This is a genomic window from Pseudoalteromonas sp. S3260 (assembly GCF_005886925.1).
Classification (GTDB): Bacteria; Pseudomonadota; Gammaproteobacteria; order Enterobacterales; family Alteromonadaceae; genus Pseudoalteromonas; species Pseudoalteromonas tetraodonis.
The window spans coordinates 26,277-50,721 of the sequence record NZ_PNCV01000016.1; the positions used below are offsets into that span (position 1 = coordinate 26,277).

Annotated in this window: 21 protein-coding genes; 8 read left to right on the top strand and 13 right to left on the bottom strand. The window is 41.2% G+C overall.

Going from position 1 to position 24,445, the window contains the following annotated elements:
* Positions 1 to 10: 10 nt before the first annotated feature.
* The 4 genes from CWC14_RS03640 to CWC14_RS03655 all read right to left on the bottom strand — a co-directional run bounded on the left by CWC14_RS03640 (position 11) and on the right by CWC14_RS03655 (position 4,415).
* Positions 11 to 2,890: a TonB-dependent receptor gene (locus CWC14_RS03640; RefSeq protein WP_008467286.1), complete on the bottom strand. Its 2,880-nt coding sequence runs from the start codon at positions 2,888 to 2,890 to the stop codon at positions 11 to 13.
* A gap of 302 nt (positions 2,891 to 3,192) precedes the next feature.
* Positions 3,193 to 3,810, bottom strand: coding sequence for a LysE family translocator (locus tag CWC14_RS03645; protein ID WP_008467290.1), 618 nt, complete (start codon positions 3,808 to 3,810; stop codon positions 3,193 to 3,195).
* Between the two features lie 9 nt (positions 3,811 to 3,819).
* A complete protein-coding gene (locus CWC14_RS03650; RefSeq protein ID WP_008467291.1) occupies positions 3,820 to 4,002 on the bottom strand; it encodes a hypothetical protein in 183 nt (60 codons plus the stop codon).
* A 14-nt stretch (positions 4,003 to 4,016) separates the two neighbouring features.
* On the bottom strand, positions 4,017 to 4,415 hold the full coding sequence (locus CWC14_RS03655) for a DUF3224 domain-containing protein (protein WP_064662881.1): 399 nt from the start codon (positions 4,413 to 4,415) through the stop codon (positions 4,017 to 4,019).
* A gap of 88 nt (positions 4,416 to 4,503) precedes the next feature.
* On the opposite strand from CWC14_RS03655, the gene CWC14_RS03660 reads away from it, so the two are divergent.
* Complete coding sequence (locus CWC14_RS03660) at positions 4,504 to 6,282, top strand: ABC transporter transmembrane domain-containing protein (RefSeq protein WP_138561336.1); 1,779 nt, start codon at positions 4,504 to 4,506, stop codon at positions 6,280 to 6,282.
* A gap of 14 nt (positions 6,283 to 6,296) precedes the next feature.
* On the opposite strand, the gene CWC14_RS03665 is transcribed toward CWC14_RS03660, so the two are convergent.
* Positions 6,297 to 6,962, bottom strand: coding sequence for a hypothetical protein (locus CWC14_RS03665; RefSeq protein WP_138561338.1), 666 nt, complete (start codon positions 6,960 to 6,962; stop codon positions 6,297 to 6,299).
* Positions 6,963 to 7,057: 95 nt separating this feature from the next.
* Positions 7,058 to 7,690, bottom strand: a complete 633-nt coding sequence (locus tag CWC14_RS03670; RefSeq protein WP_138561340.1) for a YiaD family glycine zipper/OmpA-like lipoprotein — start codon at positions 7,688 to 7,690, stop codon at positions 7,058 to 7,060.
* Positions 7,691 to 7,874: 184 nt separating this feature from the next.
* Here CWC14_RS03670 and chrA point away from each other — a divergent pair, with 184 nt between their 5' ends.
* Positions 7,875 to 9,026, top strand: coding sequence for a chromate efflux transporter (gene chrA, locus CWC14_RS03675; RefSeq protein WP_138561342.1), 1,152 nt, complete (start codon positions 7,875 to 7,877; stop codon positions 9,024 to 9,026).
* Here the strand turns inward: chrA and CWC14_RS03680 are convergent.
* The 4 genes from CWC14_RS03680 to speA are packed head-to-tail and all read right to left on the bottom strand — an operon-like array spanning position 8,986 to position 13,994.
* Positions 8,986 to 10,245 (bottom strand): mechanosensitive ion channel family protein, encoded by a 1,260-nt coding sequence (locus tag CWC14_RS03680; RefSeq protein ID WP_138561344.1) that lies wholly within the window; start codon positions 10,243 to 10,245, stop codon positions 8,986 to 8,988. The genes chrA and CWC14_RS03680 overlap by 41 nt on opposite strands.
* Positions 10,242 to 11,162 (bottom strand): 1-acylglycerol-3-phosphate O-acyltransferase, YihG family, encoded by a 921-nt coding sequence (gene yihG, locus CWC14_RS03685; RefSeq protein ID WP_138561346.1) that lies wholly within the window; start codon positions 11,160 to 11,162, stop codon positions 10,242 to 10,244. The genes CWC14_RS03680 and yihG (CWC14_RS03685) overlap by 4 nt, the downstream gene beginning before the upstream one ends.
* A gap of 18 nt (positions 11,163 to 11,180) precedes the next feature.
* Positions 11,181 to 12,053, bottom strand: a complete 873-nt coding sequence (yihG, locus tag CWC14_RS03690; protein ID WP_138561348.1) for a 1-acylglycerol-3-phosphate O-acyltransferase, YihG family — start codon at positions 12,051 to 12,053, stop codon at positions 11,181 to 11,183.
* A gap of 60 nt (positions 12,054 to 12,113) precedes the next feature.
* The gene (speA, locus tag CWC14_RS03695; RefSeq protein WP_028834838.1) at positions 12,114 to 13,994 is read right to left on the bottom strand and encodes a biosynthetic arginine decarboxylase; all 1,881 of its coding nucleotides are present in this window, start codon (positions 13,992 to 13,994) and stop codon (positions 12,114 to 12,116) included.
* Between the two features lie 199 nt (positions 13,995 to 14,193).
* Between speA and speE the strand changes: the two genes are divergently transcribed.
* The gene (gene speE / locus CWC14_RS03700) at positions 14,194 to 15,057 is read left to right on the top strand and encodes a polyamine aminopropyltransferase (protein ID WP_076922748.1); all 864 of its coding nucleotides are present in this window, start codon (positions 14,194 to 14,196) and stop codon (positions 15,055 to 15,057) included.
* A gap of 139 nt (positions 15,058 to 15,196) precedes the next feature.
* Complete coding sequence (locus CWC14_RS03705) at positions 15,197 to 17,239, top strand: glycoside hydrolase family 97 protein (protein ID WP_138561350.1); 2,043 nt, start codon at positions 15,197 to 15,199, stop codon at positions 17,237 to 17,239.
* A gap of 41 nt (positions 17,240 to 17,280) precedes the next feature.
* Here CWC14_RS03705 and envZ read toward each other — a convergent pair whose 3' ends face one another.
* Both envZ and ompR read right to left on the bottom strand, forming a co-directional pair.
* The gene (gene envZ, locus CWC14_RS03710) at positions 17,281 to 18,594 is read right to left on the bottom strand and encodes a two-component system sensor histidine kinase EnvZ (protein ID WP_138561352.1); all 1,314 of its coding nucleotides are present in this window, start codon (positions 18,592 to 18,594) and stop codon (positions 17,281 to 17,283) included.
* A 5-nt stretch (positions 18,595 to 18,599) separates the two neighbouring features.
* On the bottom strand, positions 18,600 to 19,319 hold the full coding sequence (ompR, locus tag CWC14_RS03715; RefSeq protein WP_016899332.1) for an osmolarity response regulator transcription factor OmpR: 720 nt from the start codon (positions 19,317 to 19,319) through the stop codon (positions 18,600 to 18,602).
* 183 nt (positions 19,320 to 19,502) lie between these two features.
* Between ompR and greB the strand changes: the two genes are divergently transcribed.
* From greB to CWC14_RS03735, 4 genes are all read left to right on the top strand, one after another.
* Complete coding sequence (gene greB, locus CWC14_RS03720; RefSeq protein WP_024602196.1) at positions 19,503 to 19,976, top strand: transcription elongation factor GreB; 474 nt, start codon at positions 19,503 to 19,505, stop codon at positions 19,974 to 19,976.
* A gap of 124 nt (positions 19,977 to 20,100) precedes the next feature.
* Positions 20,101 to 20,406, top strand: coding sequence for a hypothetical protein (locus CWC14_RS03725; RefSeq protein WP_013466113.1), 306 nt, complete (start codon positions 20,101 to 20,103; stop codon positions 20,404 to 20,406).
* A 55-nt stretch (positions 20,407 to 20,461) separates the two neighbouring features.
* Positions 20,462 to 21,040 (top strand): CBS domain-containing protein, encoded by a 579-nt coding sequence (locus tag CWC14_RS03730; protein WP_138561354.1) that lies wholly within the window; start codon positions 20,462 to 20,464, stop codon positions 21,038 to 21,040.
* Positions 21,041 to 21,196: 156 nt separating this feature from the next.
* Positions 21,197 to 23,521, top strand: a complete 2,325-nt coding sequence (locus CWC14_RS03735) for a Tex family protein (RefSeq protein ID WP_138561356.1) — start codon at positions 21,197 to 21,199, stop codon at positions 23,519 to 23,521.
* A 60-nt stretch (positions 23,522 to 23,581) separates the two neighbouring features.
* On the opposite strand, the gene CWC14_RS03740 is transcribed toward CWC14_RS03735, so the two are convergent.
* Positions 23,582 to 24,439 carry a putative metalloprotease CJM1_0395 family protein gene (locus CWC14_RS03740; protein ID WP_138561358.1) on the bottom strand — a complete coding sequence of 286 codons (858 nt, stop codon included), beginning with the start codon at positions 24,437 to 24,439 and terminating at the stop codon, positions 23,582 to 23,584.
* Positions 24,440 to 24,445 lie beyond the last annotated feature (6 nt).

A 24,445-nucleotide genomic window follows, 5' to 3' on the forward strand; every position in this document is an offset into this window, starting at 1 on the left:
CCAATTTGCATTAATGGCTATAGGTAAAACCTAAATAAACCTGACGTCCAAAGTACTGGGTAGTCCCAGTAATACTTTCATTTCCAAAGTAGCTTTGAGTGGGTTCATCGGTGAGGTTATTAACCTGTAGCAACATGCCAAATGAGTCTGTAAATTGGTAAGAGGTTTGAAAATCGACTACGGTCTCGGCGTCAAAATTTACCACTTGTTCATTAATAGCCACTTGCTCTGACACAAAGTCTGAGCGATAGCGCACGTTAAGGCGGGTTTCAAAATTATCTAAGCTATAAAATAAAGTGCCGTTTAACACATTTTTAGACAAACCAGGTAAGCCTTGTGTAACTGTTTCACCACCTAAGCTGGTGATAGATTCAACTTCGCTTTCGGTGTATGAATAGCTACCGTTAAACCCAAGACCATCAAACGGCGCGGGTAAAAACGAAAATACTTGCGTGTAGGCAAGTTCAATACCGCGAATATAACCGCCATTAGCGTTATTTACCGCCGTTGTGTAAGTGCCGTTAGTGGTGGCTACTTGCTCGCCACTGACTGGGTTTTCAATATACTCGGGGACGTTAAAACCATTGCCTTTGAAATCAAATCCCTCAATTGCAATCGTATCGATAAACGAATCTATATTTTTATAAAAACCGGCTACAACAAGCGCACCATCTGATTCATCAAAATAATGCTCGTAAGAGATATCGTATTGGTCAGCATAAAATGGTTTTAAGAACGGGTTGTTAGTACTTGAGCCATTTATTTTACCGGTGGTTTTATCTGCCTGCGCACTGGCGTCCCCCGCTAAACGGTTTATTGGCGGACGCGACATCACTTTAGCCGCCGCTAAACGCAATTGCGTGTTATCAGTTAACTGAAAGTTTAAGTTAAGCGATGGTAGGTAGTCGGTGTAAGTAGTGCCAAGCACATTAGGTAGATAGTTTTGATTTACAATGCCGATGCTATCGGTAATATTTTGTGCGCCCAGCGCTAAATCCCCGTTGACGTTCTCTAAAATCGTGGCCGATTGGTCGGTATCGACACGGCGAATACCAATATTACCCAGCACGGGCATATTGCCAATCTCAGCATTAATATTAAGCATAGCGTACGCTGACAGCACTTCCTCATACACTGAGCCACTTTGTAACATAGTCCATGAATAGTTTGTGGTGTAACCTTGTGGGTCAACCACCCCATCAGCGTTACCCCAGGTGGTAACCGGTGTAGGCGCACCTTCTGGGAACCACGCATTGAGCGCTTTATCTACATCAATCGCTAAATACGATGGAAAGTAGCTAAACTCGCCTTCCCAATCAACAACATTTACCATGTCATTGGTTAAACGCAGTGGCGGCTCAGTTGCTGAGAAATCACCGTCATTGCCGTATTCAAACACCGAACGATTGTTGCTGTATTCGCGATCTGAATAACGCGCACCAAATTCCACAGAGCTAAACCAGCTGTTATCCAACTCGTATTTAAAATCAAGTCGATAAGCACTTACTTCATCTTCATTTTGATATGGATAAATACCGTATTTACTTACCATTACCCGGTCGATATCGCTAAATGCAGCTGCTTGATTAAAGCCGACATCCGGTAAATTTAAACCATTAAGCTGATAGTTTATTGATACGTTTTTATCTAACACTGGCTCTTGCGCTGTCGCATCTTCGGCAACCAATGCCCACAATAAACCATTGCGAAAATTACTCTTTGCTCGCGACAAAGACACATCCATATTGACGTTTAAACGCTCTGTTACTTGCCAGTCCGCGTTAACGCCGTAACTGTCTACTTCGTCAAAGTCTTGGTTATCATCGTTAACGATTTCAATTCGGGTATAGCTTTTTGAGGTGCGATTAACAGAGGCGCCAACCACTGAATTGCCCTCTAGCTGAGCGTTTGTATAAGTGGCCGTTGGGCCGCCTAACTTCACTCGTAAACCACGGGCAAATGACTCAGTGTCAAAGCGTGATAAAAACACATCACCCTTTAGCTTAAAGTTATCTACAGGTATCCATTCAATTGCTGCCATGTAACCGTTACGGGTTTCTTCACCACCTAAATGCTGGAGCTCAAAACCTTCACTAATGTATTCGTTTTCTGGGTTTACTTCAGGGCCATTAGTATCATTTGCCAAGCCATCTATATCTTTATTATCGTTATAAGCGAGGCCAATAAACTGTGTTGCTACACTAGGTTGAAATAAGCGCGCATAGCCAAGCGCAACACCTAGCGTGTCATCTAAATATTTTCCTTGATAGGAAAAGCTAATGCGATCGCCAAACTCAGTGGCATCGTTCACCTCAGACGCTCGGTCGTTGTACATACCTCTGGCGTTAACCACAAACTTATGCTGCTGTTCATTATCAAGCGGGCTGGCTGTTTGCAGCTCTACCGTACCCGCAACACCGCCTTCAATAAGCGAAGCTTTTGGTGATTTATACACGGCTGCTGAGCTGATCAATTCAGACGGGTACTGATCAAATTCAATACTGCGGCTACCACTGGTGGATACTTGCTCACGGCCATTTAGGGTTGAAAACACAAACCCACCCGACATACCACGAATGTTTATTTCGGCGGCTTGACCACCGGTTCTTACAGCTGAAATACCTGGTAATCGCGTTAGTGCATCTGCCATTGATACATCAGGTAACGCTCCTAAATCATCGGCAGATAGCTGCTCTGACACTGTATCTGTAAAACGTTTTTGGTTAAGTGATTGAATTAAGCTTCGGCTAAAGCCGGTTACTTCAATAACTTCTAAATCCTCATCTAACTGTGGATTGACTGTTGCTTGTGCCTCACTTTCAGCTGCGGCCAATGCACTGCTGGCTGCAAACATTGCGAGCATTAATGCACTCAGTTTAAATTTCCCCATGAGCTTCCTACCCTATTGATTTTATAATTGTGTGCTGTTTATTTTTAATTTGTGGATAAAATAAAACCAATAAAGTGTAACCAAAAAGTAAATCAAGTGTAATGAATACGTATGCACCAGCAAGGGCAATAGCTAGCAAGGAAAGGAACTTAGTCATGAAGTGCTGCGATCATGTGGATAACGTAAAATATATCGACCAACTAAAAGGAAAAGTCAGCCACACGTCGTTATTTCACAGGAGCATTAAAAATTACTAAAACAGTTTTTAAGGTAAGCGGTAAGGATTGCTAAAATTGAATAAACTACACCATAAGCACCACTCTTATTGCCAACCCTATAAAAACCACCGCTAATATTTTATCAAGCCAAGGGGATGATTTAGTAAAACCAAAGCGCTTTTTAGACACCTCAGTAAGTAAAGCCACCAATAAATACCAGCCTGTATCTATCACAAAAACCGTTAAGCACATAATAACGCCAATATTTAAAGTAAGGTTCTCTGGGTCGATAAATTGTGAAAATAACGCCAAAAAGAAAATTGCTAGTTTGGGGTTTAAAAATGCAATGGCAAAGCCATCTTGTAACGCCTTAGAGCTGCTCATGTCGCTTTGCTGAATGTTTAGCTCGCTGTCGTTGGGCTTTGAAAATAGTATTTTCAAACCTAAATATGCTAAATAGGCTGCCCCTAAGTACACTAAAAATTGGTACACAGTAGGAAACTGCAACATCAATGCGCCTAACCCCAACAGTGAAGCTGCGGCATATAAGCCCACTCCAAAACCATGACTTAACGCTGCCAGCATGCCATTTTTCATGCCACCGCTTAAGCTATGTTTTAATACCACAGCTAAACTGGGCCCGGGAGACATCGCCCCCATCATGCACACCAGTGCTAAGCTAAACCATAATGATAATGCCATTAGTAACCCTTATATTTCTTCATTTTCAATAAGTAATGCATAACCATGCACTTGCCCATAAAAGCCTGTCAATGGCACTGCGTTTATTACTTTCCAGCCATCTTGGTTTAATTCCAGTATGCGATCATTTAGTGCGACTATATCTACCCCACCCAAAAAACGGGCCTTTCTGAATTCGATTACTTTTTGCATTATAAATACCTGCTTTATAGGCTGTATTCAAAATCATAATGGTGAATACCCTGCTCTATTCGTATCGCCATACTGCCTGTTAATCCTGCGAGCTCATTGGTACCAGAGTCGGGGACAACTTTTAAAATCAAGCTATCTTGGCCTTTGTCCATCAGCCCAAAGTGCTGTAATACAAAACCACCTTGCAAACCATCAAGTTCGCCTATTACTTGCTCAATAGCCACGTAACCGGCACTGCCTTGAGTGGGGGTCATGGCGCTGAGCATTTCACCTTGGCTAGTTGCGGTTAGGCCACCAGTAAATTGTTTATCAATCGACATACGACCTAAATTAACGCCTTGCTGCCCGTGTGCATACCCCTCTATAGGCGCTAATGTAACGGTAAACTCGCCTGTTACCTGTTTAGTTGTCATAATTTTTCCTTATTGATGATTTTTAATACTATTGATTTTTAATCTATTGATGCCATATCTATACCTTAATCATCAATAAGAATCTACTATGCCTACAGACAAGCCTGCTTCAGATAAAGCCGCCTTTAGCGCTTTATTCCCTATATTCAATTTTATTAAGCCTTATAAATGGGTAGTTTTAGGGGCTTTAGTGGCGTTACTGGCCACCGCAGGGGTTAATTTATCGCTAGGCCAAGGCGTTAAATTTGTGATTGATCATGGCTTTATTGCCGGCTCGCAAGCGCAATTACAACAAGCTGTGTTGGTATTAATTGCTTTGATCAGTTTATTGGCAGTGGGTACATTCAGCCGATTTTATTTAATGTCGTGGATTGGCGAACGAGTCAGTAACGACATTCGAAAAGCCGTGTTTAATCGTATTGTTACCTTGCACCCGAGTTACTTTGAAGAAAATCGTAGCGGCGAGCTGATGTCGCGTTTAACCGCCGACACCACATTACTACAATCTATTATTGGATCGTCATTTTCTATGGCACTGCGAAGCGCGCTAATGTTAGTTGGTGGTTTAATTATGCTGCTTGTTACTAATTTAAAGCTTACCTTGGTCGTTGTGGCCTGCGTCCCTTTAGTACTGGTGCCTATGTTGGTTTTTGGAAAAAAAGTACGCAAACTAGCAAGCTCCAGCCAAGATGCGATTGCCGATATAAGCACCTACGCGGGTGAGATCATTCAAAACATAAAAGTGGTACAAAGTTATAGCCACGAACAACAAGAACAATCTGCTTTTGCGCTTGAAACCGAAAAGGCATTTAATATGGCTAAAAGCCGAATTAAACAACGTTCGTTTTTAATTGCAGCTGTTATTTTTCTTACCTTTAGTGCTATTAGTGCCATGCTCTGGGTAGGCGGTAGTGATGTGTTAGCAGGCACTATGACGGGCGGTGAACTTGGCGCGTTTGTGTTCTATGCCATTATGGTGGCCATGTCGGTAGCGACCGTTGCAGAGGTTTATGGTGAACTACAGCGCGCAGCAGGAGCAGCAGCAAGGTTACTCGAGCTACTTGCGGTTGAAAGTAAAATACAAAACCCCGAAATTCCACAAGATGATCAGTTACATACAACAACCAGCAACAGTGCAATTTCACTTGAAGGTATTAGTTTTAATTACCCTTCTCGCCCAGATGTAAGCGCATTAAATAATATCAGCTTAAATATTGAAACAGGTAAAACTGTGGCTATTGTTGGCCCTTCCGGTGCGGGTAAAACTACCTTATTTGAACTATTGCAGCGCTTTTACGATCCAGCCAGCGGAGCGATTAAGTTTCATAATATAAATATTAAACAGTTGTCATTAAACACCTTGCGTAACAAAATGGGGATGGTGGCACAAAACCCGATTTTATTTAGCTCTGATGTTATGCATAACATTCGCTATGGAAACCCAAGCGCCAGTGACGAGCAAGTTTATACGGCCGCCAAACATGCCCATGCTGATGAATTTATAAAACAGTTACCACAAGGCTATAACAGCTTCTTAGGTGAACAAGGTGTAAGGCTATCGGGTGGGCAAAAGCAGCGTATTGTTCTTGCTCGCGCCATTTTAAAAGACCCAGAAATACTGCTACTTGATGAGGCTACCAGCGCGCTTGATGCGCAAAGCGAGCATCATGTTCAGGCCGCACTTGAACACTTAATGCAAAATAGAACAACGCTGATTATTGCCCATAGACTGGCCACGGTAAAACATGCCGATATGATTGTGGTAATGGAAAATGGCGAAATAAAAGCTACAGGCACTCATCAGCAATTAATGGCAAGTAACCCTTTGTATCAAAAACTATGTGAATTACAGTTTAATCTAGATTAATTGCGCTTTAGTAGTTACTTTTTATGAAGCCATTTATTCATTGCGGTATCGTAAGCCTTTGTTAGCTTGGTTTTATCGCACTTTACACCAACGATATAACTCTCTGGCAAGTCCTTTTTGGGCATAACCCCAGCACCAATAGATACCTTTTTAAAACAGCTATCACCTCGTCGGTAAGTGGTAAATTGCATATTTTGCTGCTCGATTTTTAACAGTGGCTTTACCTTACCTGCATGCTCTTTTGGGACTGTGATGCGCTTTTTCTGAGGGTCATTCTTTGCAGTATCAGAATAGCCAGTTTGTTGCTTTAAAATACTGTTGAGTCCTTTGTTTAAATCGATCTTTTTGTAAGGCTTTAAAATTACAGGCTGAGTATTTTTCGTGATGGTATTTAGCGGCTTAGTCGTTTTCTCTGTTTTTTTATAATTAATATTTAGTGGTTTTGATTGGGTTGCATTAATAGGCTCAATAGATTTAATTTCTGTATTTTTATTTGTATGAACGCGTTGTTGAGGGACTTGTTGTGTTGCTTTAATTTTAGCTGGCACACTTACCATATAAGCTTTAATGGGGATTGATTGTGGCGGCTTTATTTTAGGTGCTTTTAATGAGGCAACAAAAAACAAAACTAATCCATGTAAACATACCGATAAAATAATTGCCGTGCGCCACGCTGCCATAAATATGTCCTTATCGAAGAACTATTTGTGACAGCTAACGCAGGCAAAAGTGCCATTAAAATATACAAAACCACGCATTTGCGCGGTTTTAGCTATTAACCTTGTGTATTAGGCACTATTTGAATTTCGACGCGGCGGTTTTGCGCGCGACCATTCGCGGTATCGTTAATCGCTATTGGGCGTGATTCGCCATAGCCGCTCGTGCTTACTCGTGCCGCCATAATTTGCTGGTTCACTAAGTAATTTTTTACACTTTGTGCACGCTGCTCTGAAAGAGTCATGTTGTAACTATCTTTGCCCGTGCTGTCGGTGTGACCTTCAACACTTAAGTAGGTTTTTTCGTATTTATTCATTACACTTGCTATCGCATTTAGAGTGTCATGAAAGCCCGATGAAATATAAGATTGATCAGTCGCAAACGTAATATTAGAGGGCATCACTAAGCGTAAATTATCGCCTTCACGAACCACTTCAACTCCCGAACCCGCTAACTCATCACGAAAAGCAGCTTCTTGTTTATCCATGTAATCACCTACAGCAGCACCCGCTAGCGCACCAATAGCTGCACCAATAAAAATACGCTTATCTTTATGATTACCTGTAGCTTTACCTAAAATACCACCCGCGGCTGCACCAATAGCGGCACCTTTACCTGTGTTATTCATTTCACAGCCAGAAAGTAATACAACAACGACAGTGACACTTAAAAGTGATTTAGTTAACATCATGGTAATTTCCTATTCATTTAGAATTTATTATTGCGATTATGCAAATATATGTATGAACCAACAATGAAGAACAATGTATAAGCGTTGATATTGCCTATAAAATAAGGAAGTAGTGATAGCGTTTCATAAAAATGTCATACTTATTTGTGACAATTTTATGATTTATCAAAAGGCGATGGACACTATGTTAATTGCGATTTTTAGGCAGTTTTTTTTGCTTGGCTGCATGAGTTTTGGCGGCCCTGCCGCCCATTTAGGTTACTTTAAGCACCACTTTGTTGATTCGCTTCACTGGTTAAGTACAGCGCGTTACGCGCAGCTAATTAGCTTAAGTCAAGCTCTGCCTGGCCCTGGTTCAAGTCAGGTTAGCTTTGCTATTGGCGTAGAACGTGCTGGTGTACTCGGTGGTATCGCTGCGTTTATAGGCTTTACCCTGCCTTCGTTTTTGATCATGGTGCTAATTGCAATAAGTGCACATCAGTTTGATGCTGTTTATTTTGCTATTATTGCAGGTTTGAAACTATTTGCCGTGGTTATTGTTGCTGATGCGACCTTTAGTATGGCGAAAAGCTTTTGCACCAGTGCGGTACTTAAACTTCTGGCAATAATGAGTACTTTAGCACTGATTTTATTTCCTATGTTGGGCACTCAAATCGCCATTTTAGTAACCGCTGCCATTATCGGTGCTTTATGGCCTTTACTTAACTTAGCTAAATCTACAGAAAATGTTAGCAGAGAAAAAACCAACATCAATTGGATCGCTCTTGGCTTATTTGCACTACTACTTGCCATCAGCTTTATCCCACTTGGCGAAAACGCTGCGTTATTCGCGCCTTTTTACCAAGCAGGTGCCATGGTATTTGGTGGTGGACACGTTGTATTACCTGTTTTGCAAGCGGGAGTTCCAACGCTGAGTAATGATCAATTCTTAACTGCGTACGCCAGTGCCCAAGCCGTTCCTGGCCCAATGTTTACTATCGCCACCTACTTGGGGGCACAATTGAACTCTGCACAACCATTAGTGGGTGCGCTAATCGCAACATTATTGATATTTTTACCCGGTTTTTTACTGATGCTGGCATTTCAAAAAAGCTGGATAAACTTGGCCAGTAATCCTCGCTTTGCCAGCTCAATTGCAGCGCTTAATGCTGCTGTAGTTGGCTTTTTGGCAGCTGCATTATATTCACCCATTTGGACTTCTGCCGTAAGCAATATTTGGCAAATTGCATTAGTGATTGCTGCGTTTGCATGGTTACGTATTAAAAAGCCACCTATTTGGTGGCTATTGTTATTGTTTATTGGTGTTGGCCTTGGACAGCATTATTGGGCACTTTAATGCTGGGTTTACCTGCCATATTGGCCCCGTCAGCTGGGCTTAATTGCCCACTGACACTTTGATAAGCGCGCAGCCCAAACACTGGTAATACAGCCAGTAAATGGTCCATAATTTCAGCTTGTAAGTGCTCGTACGATATCCAACGTTTGTCTTCACTGAAGCAGTAAAACTCAATCGGTAAGCCATGATTAAGCGGTTGTAGTTCACGCACCATAAGTGTGAGCGAGGTATTGATTTTACTGTGTTGTTTTAAGTAACCCTCTGCATAGCGACGAAATAGCCCTAAGTTCGACACCGGATCGGGAAGGGTGCCTAGTCGAATATATTCTTGCAGTGGTATAGCCGCTTCTATTTGCGCTTTAAAATCGTCATCAACTAAAAAGATGCTGTTCATATCAATGTTTAAAGAACGCTTGATGCGTCGCCCACCAGATTCTTGCATACCGCGCCAATTTTTAAATGAACCGGCCACCAGCATATAAGTAGGGATGGTCGTTATGGTGTTATCCCAGTTACGCACTTTTACAGTATTAAGTCCTAAATCAATTACTTCGCCATCGGCGCCGTAGTTATCTACTTGGATCCAGTCCCCATAGGTCACTAAACGATTAGCGGCAATTTGAATGCTGGCGACAAAACCTAATATGGTGTCTTTAAATACTAATAAAGTAACAGCGGCGATCGCACCAAAACCAGAAAGAATATAAGTCGGCGATTTTTCAAGCACAATACTAACAATTAATATTGAACACACAATAAAGGTGATCAGCTTAACCACTTGAATTAAGCCTTGAATAGGTACTTCGCGAGCAAAATCTAATTGGTTATAAATAGCGCCAGCAATGCTCACTATGCTGCTAATAATAAAACCAATATAAATAATTAATAATGCTTGGCCAATGGTTTTAAGGATCTCTTGAGCAATTGCATTAACCGGATAAACACTATCAAATGTGGCTAAAAAAAGTACACAACATAACAAGCAAGCAATTCGTTTATTCAGCTTAGTTAACATAGGTGACAATGAACCAATACGCTCAGGAGAGAGTTTAGTCACCACCTTTTGAATACCCGGTAACATTAAGCGACGAGTAAATAAGTAAACAAATAATAATGAAAGAATGCCAATTGATGAGGCGGTGATTGCACTGAGAAAAAAAGCATCGGGGACTTTTTCAAACCAAGGAGTAATTAGCTCCTGTAGGTGTGTTTTGTTCATGGTATTTCAATTTCCTTACTGGGTGTTAATTCAGTACTAGCTTGTTGAATATGAATAGCGCTTAATTGCTTATCTTTTACTGTCCATAAGTTATTTAAGTATTGCTGAAACTGGACCCTGAATGCCTTATCGGTTTGGTAACTGCCAATCATCTGTGTATTTATTGGCATAACCTCAATAGTAATATGAATAGACTCCAACTCGCCTTTTAAAATATTACGACACACATGATCTGACTGACCGCTATACACTAAACTGGTGTTAAGCATAGCGTCAAACTGCTCGTTTAAAACCTCTAAGGCAAAAGCAGTTCCACCAGCCTTAGGTTTTAATAAATACTGAAAAGGACTTTGTTGATGCTGGTGCTTTTGCGCAGTAAAACGCGTACCTTCTACAAAATTAACTATGGTTGTAGGATGATGACGAAAGTTACGGCAACTGCGCTTAGTACGCTCGACATCTAAGCCTTTTAAATTCGGATTTTTAGCCAATTGCGCTTTGGTCACCCGTTTCATAAAGGGCATACCCATCGCCCACGCACCAGTGCCAATAAATGGCACGTATTTAAGCTCATCTTTTAAAAAAAACTTAGGGGCTGGCAATGCATCCAACGAGCTCAATACTGCAATATCAAGCCAGCTAATATGATTACTGATTAGCAAATACCAACTGTTGGCGTTTACCTCCCCACTAATATTAACTTTAATATTATTACAGCCTAACCACAGCCCTAAGCGGTTACCTTTGCACCACCCTTTATACGCACTGTGTAATAATTTACTCACTACGGGTATGGGCAGCACTAATTTAACTAACCCTAGGGTAAGCACTAATGCGCCAAATATTATTAAATTAGCAAATAAAACACAGCCAACAATTAAGCCATTTAACCAATTAGGTAACCATTTTTTTAGCATAACTGTCAGCTCATTTTGTTATTTTTGTTTGAGATTGACCAACGTCTGGTTTTTTTCTTCCCACACGCGATTTAATTCACTTTGAAAACGTACTCTAAAGTCAGGATCATTAGTGTAATCACCAATTAAGTCGTCACTAACGCCTTTTACTTCAACATGTACATCAATGTGTTTTACTTTACCGGCTGCAAAATCCATAAAGGTAGGAATGCCCTCAGGGTAATGAATAGTGACATTTACCACTTTAGAAATTTGCTCACCCATGGCTTGCATCACAAACGCCACACCACCCGCTTTCGGTTTAAGTAAGTGAGGAAACGGGCTATTTTGACGCGCATGCTTTTGCGCTGTAAAACGCGTCCCTTCAACAAAGTTAACCACACTGACTGGCATTTCTTTAAATTTTTCACAGGCTTTACGGGTGGTTTCTAAATCTTTACCACGCAATTTAGGATTCTTTTTTAATTGGCTTTTACTGGTACGGGTCATAAAAGGAAAGTCGAGTGCCCACCAACACAAACCTAAAACAGGTACGTAAATAAGCTCTTTTTTCAAAAAGAAGTTCAAAAAAGGTATTTTTCGGTTAAACACCCGCTGTAACACTAAAATATCCACCCAGCTTTGGTGGTTAGCAATGACTAGGTACCAATCTTTTGATTTAAGCTCTTCAAGGCCAATAACATTAAGTTTAGTTGGCGTTAATAACGTCTGATTTAACGTGTTGAAGGTCACCCAAATAGAGGCACATTGCTTGGCCGTCCAGCTCATTAATTTTTGTAGTGGTTTGATTGGGATTAACTTAACGATGCCACAAATAAAAATAGGCACAAACCAAAAAAGAGTGTTTATTGTATAAAAGAAAATACTAAATACACTGCGAATAACTGACATTACTTCTATTCCTTTAAACATCGCGCAGCCACTAAGACCGCGCTTAACTATGCAACTAAATTAATCTTCAAAATAGGTGTAGCCCTCAAGCCCTGCATTGAGCTCGGCTAGGTACCCTTCTTTACAGTGTTCTGATACATCAAGTTTATTAATTTGAGTGGCAAAGTTATCAGCTAATAACTCGCTATCATAATCAACAAATTTTAATACATCCTTAACGCTGTCACCTTTAATGGCATTGGTTAATACATATCCTTGCTCATTAAGCTCAACATGGACTGAGTCGGTATCACCAAATAGGTTATGTAAGTCACCTAAAATCTCTTGGTATGCCCCCACCATAAACATGGCAATATGATACTGCTGACCTTGTGTATATTCAGGGATAGGTAAACTAGTTTCAATACCTGCACCTTCAACGTACTCACGTATTTGCCCGTCAGAATCACAAGTAATGTCTTGGATAATCGCGCGCTGAGTAAGCGGCTGCGTTAGGTTTTCGATGGGCATGACCGGAAATAACTGCTGAATACCCCATACATCAGGTAATGACTGAAACAATGAAAAATTCACAAACAGTTTATCGGCTAGTTTTTCGTTTAAATCATCTAGCACTTCGCGATGAGCACGTGCGTTAACGCTTAACGATGCACGAACTCGGTGTAAAATCGTAAAGTAAAGCTGCTCTATTTTCGCCCACTCTAGCATGCTCACTAAACCATGCACGTATTGATCGTGTGCTTCGCTAAATAAGTGCATAGCATCATGATATATTTCAAGTGCCATACGTGGGTTCAAACGTTGTAAGCATTGCCACATTTCATCTAGCACTAATGCGCTGTTTTCCAATGGCGGTTCTGGGTTTAAATGATTCGGTGCTTTTTCTACATCAATGACATCAGTGATCAACACTGCATGATGAGCCGTTAATGCACGGCCAGATTCGGTAATAATAGCAGGGTGCGTTAAGTTATGCTGATCGCACACATCGGCAAATGCATTCACTACGTTACGCGCGTATTCTTCGACTGTGTAGTTCATTGAGCAGGCACTGCGTGAGCCTGAGCCTTCGTAGTCAACGCCAAGCCCGCCACCCACATCAACCGTATTTAGCGGTACACCGTATTGAGTTAATTCAGCAAAATGGCGAGCACATTCGCGCAAGGCACGATGAATATCACGAATATTGGCGATTTGAGAACCAATATGAAAATGCACCATTTGCATTAAATGCAATTTGTTATGTTGCTTAAGTACTTCCACTGCACTGAGTACTTGCCCTGCAGTTAAACCAAACTTACCTTTTTCACCACCGGTATTTTGCCATTTACCTTTGCCAACCGAATTTAAGCGAATACGAATTCCAATAGCCGGTTCAATGCCTAAATTATCAATTTCTTCAAGCAATGTGGTTAGCTCTGAGAGTTTTTCAACCACAATTTTAACGCTGTGTCCCATTGCTTGACCAATACAGGCTAAACGTAAAAACTCACTGTCTTTGTAGCCGTTGCATACAATTGTAATAGGCTCTTTCGCCACCCCTAAAATGGCCATTAGTTCAGGCTTAGAACCGGCTTCAAGTCCCACTAAGCCACTTGGGTGAGCTAATAACTTACTCACAACAGAGCGCTGTTGGTTTACTTTGATAGGATAAACACAGGTGTATTTGCCGTTATATTCGCGGTTAGTGCGCGCTTGAGTGAAGGCATTGGTGAGCGTATCGACACGATTTTTTAAAATATCAGTAAAGCGCACCAGTACGGGCAATGTTAACCCTTGCTGCTTAAATTGCTCAGTAAGCTGACTTAAAGAAATGGCAGGTTTTGTTTGGTCGCCATCAGGATAGGCTATCAACTCACCTTGTGCGTTAATATCAAAATAACCATCGCTCCAATGAGCAACATTGTATGTAGCACGTGCTGTTTCTAAACCCCAAGTCATGGCAACTCTTCTTTATTAAATTAGGTGTAAAGGGGCATTTTAATACGTCACTATCTGCTAAGCTAACAAAAATTGAACTTTCCCCTCTTTATAGCTAACTTTATTCGCTAAAGAGAGTAAAATTTGATTGAGCAATAGGCCAAGCACTGGCAGAATTGCCTCCTTTTTTTCATACTCAACCAAAAGTGTAACAACAACTATGGCAAATTTAGATCAAAGTAAGTGGTTTACTGAAATTAGCGACCGAGATGGCAGCGCATTTTCATTACGTATTAACAAAAAGTTAGATGAAAAACAGTCTCCTTTTCAAAAAGTAGAAATGTTTGAAACCACAGACTTTGGTAATTTAATGATCATTGATGGTTGTACTATGGTAAGTAGCCGTGAAAACTTTTTTTACCACGAAATGATCAGCCACCCAGCATTACTGGCGCATCCAAACCCAAAAAACGTAGTTATTATTGGTGGCGGCGATTGCGGTACATTACGTGAAGTGCTCAAGCACCCAAGTGTAGAAACTGTTACACAAATAGATATTGACGAAGTGGTTACCCAAATGTCGTTAAAGTACTTCCCTGAGTTATGTGAATCAAATAACGACCCACGTGCTACTGTGATGTTTGACGATGGCATTAAATACATGCGCGAAGCAGCTGGTGAGTCTATTGATGTAGTAATTGTTGATGGTACTGATCCGGTAGGCCCAGGTGAAGGTTTATTTAACCATGCGTTTTATACTAGCTGTTTAAACGCACTTCGCCCTGGTGGAATACTGGTACAACAAAGTGAATCGCCATTAATGCATATGCCACTGTTGGTTGAAATGCGCGAAGCTATGCTAAGTGTTGGTTTTAACGATTTACAAACTCTTCCATTCCCACAACCTATTTACCCAAGTGGGTTATGGTCAGTGACGCTAGCTCGCAAATCTGAAGCATTTAATGGCTTTAGAGAAGACGGCGCAGCCATAATTGCTGAGCATAGTGAATACTACAATGGCGGCATTCATCACGGTGCACTCGCAACACCTAATTACATGAAACGCGCTTTTGATAAAAAATAATAAGTTATAAATACAAAACAGGGCTCGCTAGAGCCTTTTTTTATGTGTTTAATTACATTGAATACGTTTGCAGTCATCTCGTAATAACCCCACCTTCACTTTATGCTCATAGTCTACAATTTGACATAAAGGACACACAATGAGATTACCTTTACTGCTAGTTGCTTTACTTTCAAGCAGCGCTTTTGCAAAAGAAGCCATGCTGGAATCGCCTGATCAAAAAATTAAAATCACCATATCTGATCAATCTTCATCTCCTTACTATTCTATTAGCTTTAATGGTAAACCTGTTATTACGCAGTCACATTTAGGTTTTAGATTTAAAAGCCAAGCGCCATTTGATGAAGGTTTTGTTATTAGTGAAGTAACTCGCTCACAAACCGATAGTCAATGGCAGCAACCTTGGGGAGAGCGTCAAACCGTTGTCGACAAGCACAATGAAATTGCCGTTACCTTTGATAAACCCGCACCCCACGGTGGCACATACACAGTGCGATTTAAAGCCTTTGATAGCGGTGTGGGATTTCGCTATGAAGTCCCTAAACAAGCCGGTTTTGAAAAAACAGAAATTACTAAAGAGCTGACCGAGTTTGCCATCGCCGGTGCCGATAAAGCCACCGCATGGTGGATACCTGCTCGCGGTTGGAATCGTTACGAATATGTCTACAACACCACAGCCTTACAAGATGCTGCACTCGCTCACACCCCTTTTACCTTTAAAAATGGCAACGGCGTGCATGTCAGCATTCATGAAGCAGCCCTAGTCGATTATGCGGGCATGGTGCTTAACCAACGTCGCCCAGGCACTTTTAGCGCCGATTTAACGCCATGGTCAGATGGTATAGCAGTCAAAAAGCACGGTGCATTTAATACGCCTTGGCGCACCATTCAAATTGGCGAACATGCGGTAGACTTAGTTAATTCAGATATTATTTTAAATCTAAATGAGCCAAATAAGCTCGGTGATGTGTCCTGGGTTAAACCAGGCAAATACGTAGGTATTTGGTGGGGCATGCACATTAATGAGAATACTTGGGGTAGTGGCGAAAAACACGGTGCCACCACAAAAAATACTAAATACTACATGGACTTTGCCGCAAAATACGGCTTTGATGGTGTATTAGTGGAAGGTTGGAACACCGGTTGGGATGGCGACTGGTTTTTTAATGGCGATGTATTTAGCTTTACCCAAGCATATGATGACTTTGATATTGAGGAGCTTACCCGCTACGGTAAGCAAAAAGGGGTGCAGTTAATTGGCCACCATGAAACCTCAGGTAACGTAACAAATTATCGTAATCAAATGGAAGACGCTTTTGCGCTTTACGAGCAATCAAATGTAAGCCAAATTAAAACCGGTTATGTGGCCGATGGTGGCAATATTAAACGCATTGATGAAAACGGCATTGCCCGTTTTGAGTGGCATGACGGCCAATTTATGGTTAATGAGTACTTATACAACGTTAAGCTAGCTGCAAAACATAAAATAAGTATTAATACTCATGAGCCAATAAAAGACACCGGCCTTCGCCGAACTTACCCTAATTGGATTGCTCGTGAAGGCGCTCGCGGCCAAGAATTTAACGCATGGGGCACGCCACCCAATCCACCAGAGCACATTCCAATGCTTGCTTTTACGCGTATGCTTGCAGGCCCAATGGACTTTACACCGGGTATTTTTGACATGAGTTTTAATGGCTTAGGTGGCGATACAAACCGTCCGCAAACAACACTTGCAAAGCAATTAGCACTTTATGTTGTAATGTACAGCCCAATTCAAATGGCGGCTGATTTACCTAAAAATTATTTAGCTAAGCCCGATGCTTTTCAATTTATTCAAGACGTACCGACCGATTGGCAACAAAGTATTGCGCTTGATGGAGAAGTAGGCGACTTTATTGTATTTGCACGTAAAGAACGTAAACGCGATCAGTACACTGGTAATGACTGGTACTTAGGCGCTGTAACTGATGAAAACGCCCGCACCATTGAGGTTAAACTCGACTTCTTAGATAAAGATAAACAGTTTGAAGCGCAAATCTACAAAGATGGTGATAAGGCAGAGTGGAAGAACAATCCTTACGATTTAAAAATCGAAAAACGCACTGTTACCGCAAATGATAAACTCACACTAAAATTGGCCACCAGTGGTGGTACAGCCATTCGTTTTAAAGCACTATAAAATGGTTAAAGCTATCCGCATATAACGGCGGATAGCTTTATTTAGTTTTGATTAACCACTTTAACCGGTAAATATATTTGCGCACTTAAACCACCTTCAGGGCGATTAGAGAGCACAACCTTGCCATTATGCATGTCTATAATGCGTTTAATAATAGCTAAGCCTAAACCACTGCCTTCACTGCCTCGTGCAGCGTCACCTTGCTTAAATGGTTCGAACACTGATTCTAATTCACTCTCAGGAATACCTGGGCCATTATCGTTAACCGCAATAATGACGTACTTTTTATTGCTATTAAAATAACTTTGCACCTCAATATCCCCGTGCGAGTAACGCAGTGCATTTTCAATCATATTCGTCACTACTCGCTTAATAGCCACTGAGCTTATGGGAATATTACCTAGGTTAGGATTGCTTTCAAACGTAATAACACGTTGATGCTTTAATTCACTTTGTACGACTTCGGCTACTAACGCATTGATATCTTCATAGCTTTGTTCTTCACGTTTATGATGGCGTAAATATTCAATAAACTGATCAATAATGCCATTCATATCTTCAATGTCGTAAATAATACCTTCGCGTAAATAATCATCTTCATCAACCATCATTTCTGTGGCTAACCGAATACGGGTAAGCGGTGTGCGTAAGTCGTGAGAGACACCGGCCATGAGTAATCGACGATCATTTTCAAGGGCTGCTATACCTCGCGACATTTGATTAAAAGCCCGCGTTACCTCAATAACTTCACTTGAGCCTTGTTCTTGTAACTTAGTACTAAAATCACCAACGCCTACTTTTATTGCCGCTTGTTGCAGTGCTTTTAATGGTCGGTTCAAATGTCTTGCAAATAGCCACCCGCCTAATACACTTAAAAAGCCTATACTGGATAAGTAAAAAGTTAAAAATTCAAGATTACTTTCTTTAAATCCGGTTAAGGGAACTTTAACCCAATAGCCCGGTGCTTGCGGGGCTTCCACCCAATAAATAAGTGGATCAGTTTGACTAATGCGTACCCGAGAAAACCCATTCAACTGCTCTGACATACTTCGCGATAGCCCCGAATACTCACGACTTTGCCCTAAGCCATTGCGCATCGCTTCACGCTGAGTCATCACCTCAATACCGGTTATTTCAAAAAACTTTTCTGAAACTTCATCGGTTACTTCAACGCCATCTTCCCAGTCAATAAACACGGTTTTAATTTGCTTAGCGAGCATCAAATTAACTTGCTCAATGGTGGGTTTAACGACATATAAACTTACTGTGACGTAGGATACAATTTGGTTAATCAGCAACAGTGCTGCCACTAAAAAAACAGTTTGCCCAAACGCACTACGTGGAAACATCCCCATAATTATTACTTTTCACCATCAGGAACAAACACATAACCTAATCCCCATACAGTTTGAATATAACGCGGGTTAGCCGCATCCACTTCAATCATACGGCGAAGGCGTGATACTTGAACATCAATACTGCGCTCAAGCGCACTGTAGTCTCGCCCTCTAGCTAAGTTCATTAATTTATCACGACTTAATGGCTCACGCGGGTGAGACACTAACGCTTTTAACACCGCAAATTCACCACTTGTGAGCGATACGGTATTATCCCCTTCGCTCATTTCTCGTGTGGCTAAATTTAAAGTAAATTTACCAAACTCAATTAAATTCTCTTCTGCTGAAGGTGCCCCTGGTACTTCTTTTGATTGGCGACGTAAAATTGCTTTTATGCGGGCAAGTAACTCACGTGGATTAAACGGTTTAGGAATATAATCGTCAGCACCGAGCTCCAAACCAATAATGCGGTCTACTTCATCACCTTTAGCGGTCAACATCACAATTGGGATTTGGTTTTCTTTTTGACGTAACCGTCTGCAAATAGAGAGCCCGTCTTCTCCGGGCAGCATTAAATCAAGCACCATTAAGTGAAAGTTTTCACGCTCAATAAGCCTATCCATTTGCTGTGAATCGGCGGCTGTTCTAACAATAAATCCTTGCTCTACTAAATAGCGCTCAAGCAAACTGCGCAAACGTTTATCGTCATCAACCACTAATACTTTTACTGTCTCTTGTCCCATAATCTGTTGCTTATTTTTATAATTTATTAATAGTTAATATAAATGAAAAACTTAATAATAAAAAACTAATTAAGTGCTTAGATTGTTACTGAACATTTCAAACCCATTGGTGGCTATTTTATCTCGACAAGCTGCCTTTATTTTAATACCGTGCCACACATGAAAATTAAACAAGAACACGGCGTGAAAACAAACTTAATTACTCGCGAAGGTTATTTACAACTTCAGCAAGAACATGACCATCTTTGGAATGTAAAACGCCCAGAAGTCACTAAAATTGTGAGTTGGGCTGCAAGCCTTGGTGACCGCTCTGAAAATGCAGACTATCAGTATAACAAGCGTCTATTACGCCAAATAGACCGCCGAGTGCGCTATCTACGTAAGCGCATCCCCGATTTAAAAATTGTTGATTACTCACCCGTGCAAGACGGCAAAGTTTTTTTTGGTGCTTGGGTTGAAATAGAAAACGAGGCTGGGGAGTGTAAGAAGTTTAGAATTGTCGGTCCCGATGAAATTTATGATCGCAACGATTACATTTCTATTGACTCACCGATGGCGCGAGCATTATTAAAAAAACAAGTAGACGATGATTTTGAGGTCATGACCCCTCAAGGTGCTAAGCAATGGTATGTAAATAATATTTCCTACCAAAAATAAAACGGCTTAGTTTTGATTCAGATCATATTAACTTTTTATTGTTTATATTATCTGAGTAAGCTATAACTAAAGTAACTCAAGTTATGATGTATTAATTTGAGAGTAGTTAATTAAGGTCGTCACTATGTCAAACATTACAGCGCGCATATTACAACATGCCCTATTGTTTACACTCTTTATGAGTGTAAGTTTGACATTGCATGCAACACCCAAAAATACGCAAATTGATGCTGGTTTTACACCTGCAGAATTTATTGTTTGCGACTCTCCTGACCAAGCAAACCTCGACACCGATATAGATTCTCATGTCGGTGTTATTGCGCTTAGAGAAATTCAACCACTTCCTTTAGCGTTTTACTTTCATTATGAAAGCAGCCTTTTAGTCACACCTTACAGCCATGCACACCCGCGAGCGCCACCCGTTATTTAGTTTAATAACTTGCTTTTAAACATTATTAAATTTTATAACTAATTAGGTGGATATTATGTCTAACTTTAAAGAACTCCGTACCCAAGATATTTCGCATGGTACTATTGCGAATACATTTACTAATGAAGCTGTCGTTGATTTAACTTCACCTGCTACACAAGTGGTGACTAGTTTTACTGATACAAGCCCGATGCGTGCATCGTTTGATACAACAATTGAACAAGCGTCAAAACAGTTAACGACTCAACGCTCTGATTTTATTTTGGTAACTGATGAGCAGCAAAAGCTAGTAGGTATAGTGGCGAGTGCTGATTTACAAAGCTCAAAAATCATGATTTTAGCACAGCGTTTAGGCTTGCCTCGTAGTGAAATTAGCTTGCGCTATTTAATGACACCGCTAAGTAATTTAATGGGTGTAAGTATGAAAAGCTTAAGCTACTCATGCATTGGTGATGCACTGCAAACTATGGAACATCATGGCGCTATGTTTTTATTAGTCACTGCGGCTAATAATGAAATAAGTGGTTTAATTTCAGCACGTGATATAGCACGTAAGCTGCAAATTCCTGTTCATATTAGCCCAATAGCGCACACATTTAGTGAAGTACTCGAAAGTGTAGAGCACCCTCACTAAATCCGCTTTTTATTGCCCCAGCAATGGCATCTTAAAGCAAGTAAAATAGCTTGCTTTAAGAGCTTTTTATTACCCTCCCCTGTGATATTATTCAAGACATTGACGCATCAGTTAACTTTTTAGCTGGTCTTATTTTTTGTATTAAAAGGTTTTTGCATGAGCGATATCTCTGCACGTTTAGCAACGGAGCTAAATGCACAGCAGCAACAAGTGGTTGCAGCAACAAAGTTACTTGATGAAGGCGCAACCGTCCCCTTTATTGCCCGTTACAGAAAAGAAGTGACCGGTGGATTAGATGACACCCAACTACGCCTTCTAGAACAACGTTTATCTTATTTACGTGAACTTGAAGAGCGTCGTGGCTTTATCCTGTCGACGATAGAATCACAAAATAAGCTTAGTGCTGAATTAGCGGCTGATATTAAAGCTGCACAAAGTAAAACCGAACTAGAAGACTTATATTTGCCTTATAAAGCAAAGCGCCGCACTAAAGGTCAAATAGCTATTGAAGCTGGTTTAGAACCACTAGCTGATGCGTTATTTAACGATCCAATGCTTGACCCAGACGCTGAGGCTGCAAAATTTATTAATGCCGAAAAAGCCATTATTGATACTAAAGCAGCGCTTGATGGTGCTAAGTTTATTTTGATGGAGCGCTTTGCTGAAGACGCTAAATTACTCGCTAAATTTAGAAGTCATATTAGTCAAAATGGAGCGATTGAAAGTAAACTTATTGATGGCCAAGAGCAAGCGGGGGCTAAATACCGAGACTACTTTGAGCATCAAGAACCGTTAAAAAAAGTGCCCTCGCACCGTGCGTTAGCCATGCTAAGAGCACGTAATGAAGGCATTTTACAGTTAACGATTAATCCTGAGCCAAGTGCTGAAAATCCAGCCCAGTTATGTGCCCAAATGATCAGTGATCATTACCGCCTAGATATTAAAAACAAACCTGCTAGTGCATGGTTATTAACTGTGGTGCAGTGGGCATGGAAAATTAAGCTTGGGCTACACTTAGAAAACGAGTTTTTAGCCGCAATGCGTGAAAAAGCCGAAACCGGTGCCATTGACGTATTTGCTAAAAATTTAAAAGATTTATTAATGGCAGCGCCTGCAGGCCCTCGCACGACACTTGGTTTAGATCCTGGCTTGCGTACTGGTTGTAAAATTGCGGTAGTCGATAGCACAGGAAAACTGCTCGCTACACAAACAATCTTCCCACATGCACCCCAAAATCATTGGGATAAATCACTGCGTACGCTCGAGCAATTATGTCGCCAACATAAAGTTGAGCTTATTGCGATTGGTAACGGCACTGCTTCTCGCGAATCAGATAAACTGGTTGGCGAACTTATCAAAGCCAATGCCGAGCTTAAACTGAATAAAATTATGGTCAGTGAAGCCGGCGCTTCGGTGTATTCTGCGTCTGAATTTGCCGCTAATGAGTTCCCAGATTTAGATGTATCTTTACGCGGTGCAGTATCTATTGCACGTCGCCTCCAAGATCCATTAGCTGAACTAGTTAAAATAGAGCCTAAGTCTATCGGTGTAGGCCAATATCAACACGATGTATCACAAAGCCAACTTGGGCAAAGCCTAATTTCTGTAGTAGAAGACTGTGTAAACAGTGTGGGGGTTGATTTAAATATGGCCTCAGTGCCTTTGCTTGCACGTGTTTCTGGCTTAAACAAAACGTTGGCTCAAAACATTGTAAACTACCGTGACACGAATGGGTCATTTACAAAACGTAGTCAGTTGAAAAAAGTAGAACGCTTAGGGCCAAAAGCATTCGAACAAGCGGCTGGGTTTTTACGCATTAATAATGGCAGCGATCCGCTAGATAACTCATCAGTTCACCCTGAAGCATACCCTATCGTTAAGCGTATTTGTGAACATAATCAGGTAGACGTAAATAACTTAATTGGTAACAGTGAATTTTTAAGTAAACTCGCTGCAAACGACTATATTGACGATAAATTTGGCTTACCAACCGTGACTGACATTATTAGCGAGCTTGATAAACCAGGTCGCGATCCACGTCCTGAATTCAAAACCGCGGAGTTTAAAGCCGGTGTTGAAAAAATTAGTGACCTTAAGCCTGGTATGATTTTAGAAGGTGTGGTTTCTAACGTTGCTAATTTTGGTGCATTTGTTGATGTGGGTGTTCATCAAGATGGACTCGTACATATTTCAGCTATTACTAATAAGTTTATTTCAGACCCACGAGAAGTGGTTAAAGCAGGTGACATTGTTAAAGTAAAAGTGGTTGAAGTCGATGCTGCCCGTAAACGCATTAGTTTTACTATGCGCCTAGATGACGACATAGACACCAGCAATAAAGCAGCTGCTGCGGCACCGCAAAAGCCTCGCAGCAATAATACCAACCAAGCACGAGCGCCTAAACCTAAACGCGATACAGGCAATGCGATGATGGGGAATGCCTTTGCTGACGCCTTTGCTAACGCAAAAGTGAAAAAGTAATTTAAACGATATATTTAAAAATAAAAAAACCGCCTAGGCGGTTTTTTTATTTTTAATCAGCTAAATTTGCGATGAAAATTCGCTCTGAATCGCGGGGGATGTGGCCAGTTGATAAAAGCTAGCAATGCGTCCTGCACGCGCTTCAACTTCAATATCACGCGATTGTTCTTCGCTTTTAGCGGTTTTTACTTCTGAACTTTCACTATTAGAAAACGAGGCACTGACTCTGCTTTTATCTTCGCTGCTGTCTTCGTCATCAGCTGAAGCTAACTCAGCTTGTGCGGCAGCCATTTTCTGTGTGGCGTCTGCCGCAATCGCTCTGTCGGCACCTGAGGGTTCTGCTGGCGCTAGTGCAGCAGCAAGTACCGTTTGCATTTTATCGATGGTTGCTTGCGGATCGCCATTGATAACCCCAACATCAATCGGTACTTCACCACCTACGGCATAATTAGTGCCATCGGGGCCTCTTTGGTATTCGTAACTGGGTGAACCGGCATATTGTCCACCAACAGCGGCATGCGCTTGCTCGTGGGTTCGCACTTCGGTATCGCGAGCTTTGAGCTCTTTAATTTGTTGCTGTTCTTGCTCAAGTTGAAGCTCTTCTTGCTCACTAACTTCTTCGGCAGCTTGCTGTTTTTCTTGCTCGGCATCATCTTGATCACTATCAGCATTGCCTTCGCGTTGTTCAATAGTTTTGTTGTCTGCAATTTTGCCGCTTGCAGTATAAGTTGAACTATCGCTGTTACCAGGTAGTTTGGCTTTTTCTGCATCACTTTGAGCTTTGTTTTCAGTACTACCGGCGGTGTTTGCAGCGGCTGGGGGAATGACTTCACGTAGCTGGTTGTCACGCCGAGCAGTCTCCGTATAAACATTTGCAGTGTTTATATTGATAGACGGAAACGGCGTGACGATATTCATGAGGAA

Excerpts from the sequence above, each read along its gene's own strand:
- ompR (WP_016899332.1), bottom strand. The coding sequence starts at position 19,319 with ATGGGACAAGAGACAGTAAAAGTATTAGTGGTTGATGACGATAAACGT.
- CWC14_RS03740 (WP_138561358.1), bottom strand. The coding sequence starts at position 24,439 with ATGAATATCGTCACGCCGTTTCCGTCTATCAATATAAACACTGCAAAT.
- CWC14_RS03735 (WP_138561356.1), top strand. The coding sequence starts at position 21,197 with ATGAGCGATATCTCTGCACGTTTAGCAACGGAGCTAAATGCACAGCAG.
- CWC14_RS03670 (WP_138561340.1), bottom strand. The coding sequence starts at position 7,690 with ATGATGTTAACTAAATCACTTTTAAGTGTCACTGTCGTTGTTGTATTA.
- CWC14_RS03645 (WP_008467290.1), bottom strand. The coding sequence starts at position 3,810 with ATGGCATTATCATTATGGTTTAGCTTAGCACTGGTGTGCATGATGGGG.
- CWC14_RS03730 (WP_138561354.1), top strand. The coding sequence starts at position 20,462 with ATGTCTAACTTTAAAGAACTCCGTACCCAAGATATTTCGCATGGTACT.
- CWC14_RS03655 (WP_064662881.1), bottom strand. The coding sequence starts at position 4,415 with ATGACAACTAAACAGGTAACAGGCGAGTTTACCGTTACATTAGCGCCT.
- CWC14_RS03725 (WP_013466113.1), top strand. The coding sequence starts at position 20,101 with ATGTCAAACATTACAGCGCGCATATTACAACATGCCCTATTGTTTACA.
- CWC14_RS03660 (WP_138561336.1), top strand. The coding sequence starts at position 4,504 with ATGCCTACAGACAAGCCTGCTTCAGATAAAGCCGCCTTTAGCGCTTTA.
- CWC14_RS03705 (WP_138561350.1), top strand. The coding sequence starts at position 15,197 with ATGAGATTACCTTTACTGCTAGTTGCTTTACTTTCAAGCAGCGCTTTT.
- speE (WP_076922748.1), top strand. The coding sequence starts at position 14,194 with ATGGCAAATTTAGATCAAAGTAAGTGGTTTACTGAAATTAGCGACCGA.
- CWC14_RS03650 (WP_008467291.1), bottom strand. The coding sequence starts at position 4,002 with ATGCAAAAAGTAATCGAATTCAGAAAGGCCCGTTTTTTGGGTGGGGTA.
- envZ (WP_138561352.1), bottom strand. The coding sequence starts at position 18,594 with ATGGGGATGTTTCCACGTAGTGCGTTTGGGCAAACTGTTTTTTTAGTG.
- speA (WP_028834838.1), bottom strand. The coding sequence starts at position 13,994 with ATGACTTGGGGTTTAGAAACAGCACGTGCTACATACAATGTTGCTCAT.
- CWC14_RS03665 (WP_138561338.1), bottom strand. The coding sequence starts at position 6,962 with ATGGCAGCGTGGCGCACGGCAATTATTTTATCGGTATGTTTACATGGA.
- yihG (WP_138561348.1), bottom strand. The coding sequence starts at position 12,053 with ATGTCAGTTATTCGCAGTGTATTTAGTATTTTCTTTTATACAATAAAC.
- yihG (WP_138561346.1), bottom strand. The coding sequence starts at position 11,162 with ATGCTAAAAAAATGGTTACCTAATTGGTTAAATGGCTTAATTGTTGGC.
- CWC14_RS03680 (WP_138561344.1), bottom strand. The coding sequence starts at position 10,245 with ATGAACAAAACACACCTACAGGAGCTAATTACTCCTTGGTTTGAAAAA.
- CWC14_RS03640 (WP_008467286.1), bottom strand. The coding sequence starts at position 2,890 with ATGGGGAAATTTAAACTGAGTGCATTAATGCTCGCAATGTTTGCAGCC.
- chrA (WP_138561342.1), top strand. The coding sequence starts at position 7,875 with ATGTTAATTGCGATTTTTAGGCAGTTTTTTTTGCTTGGCTGCATGAGT.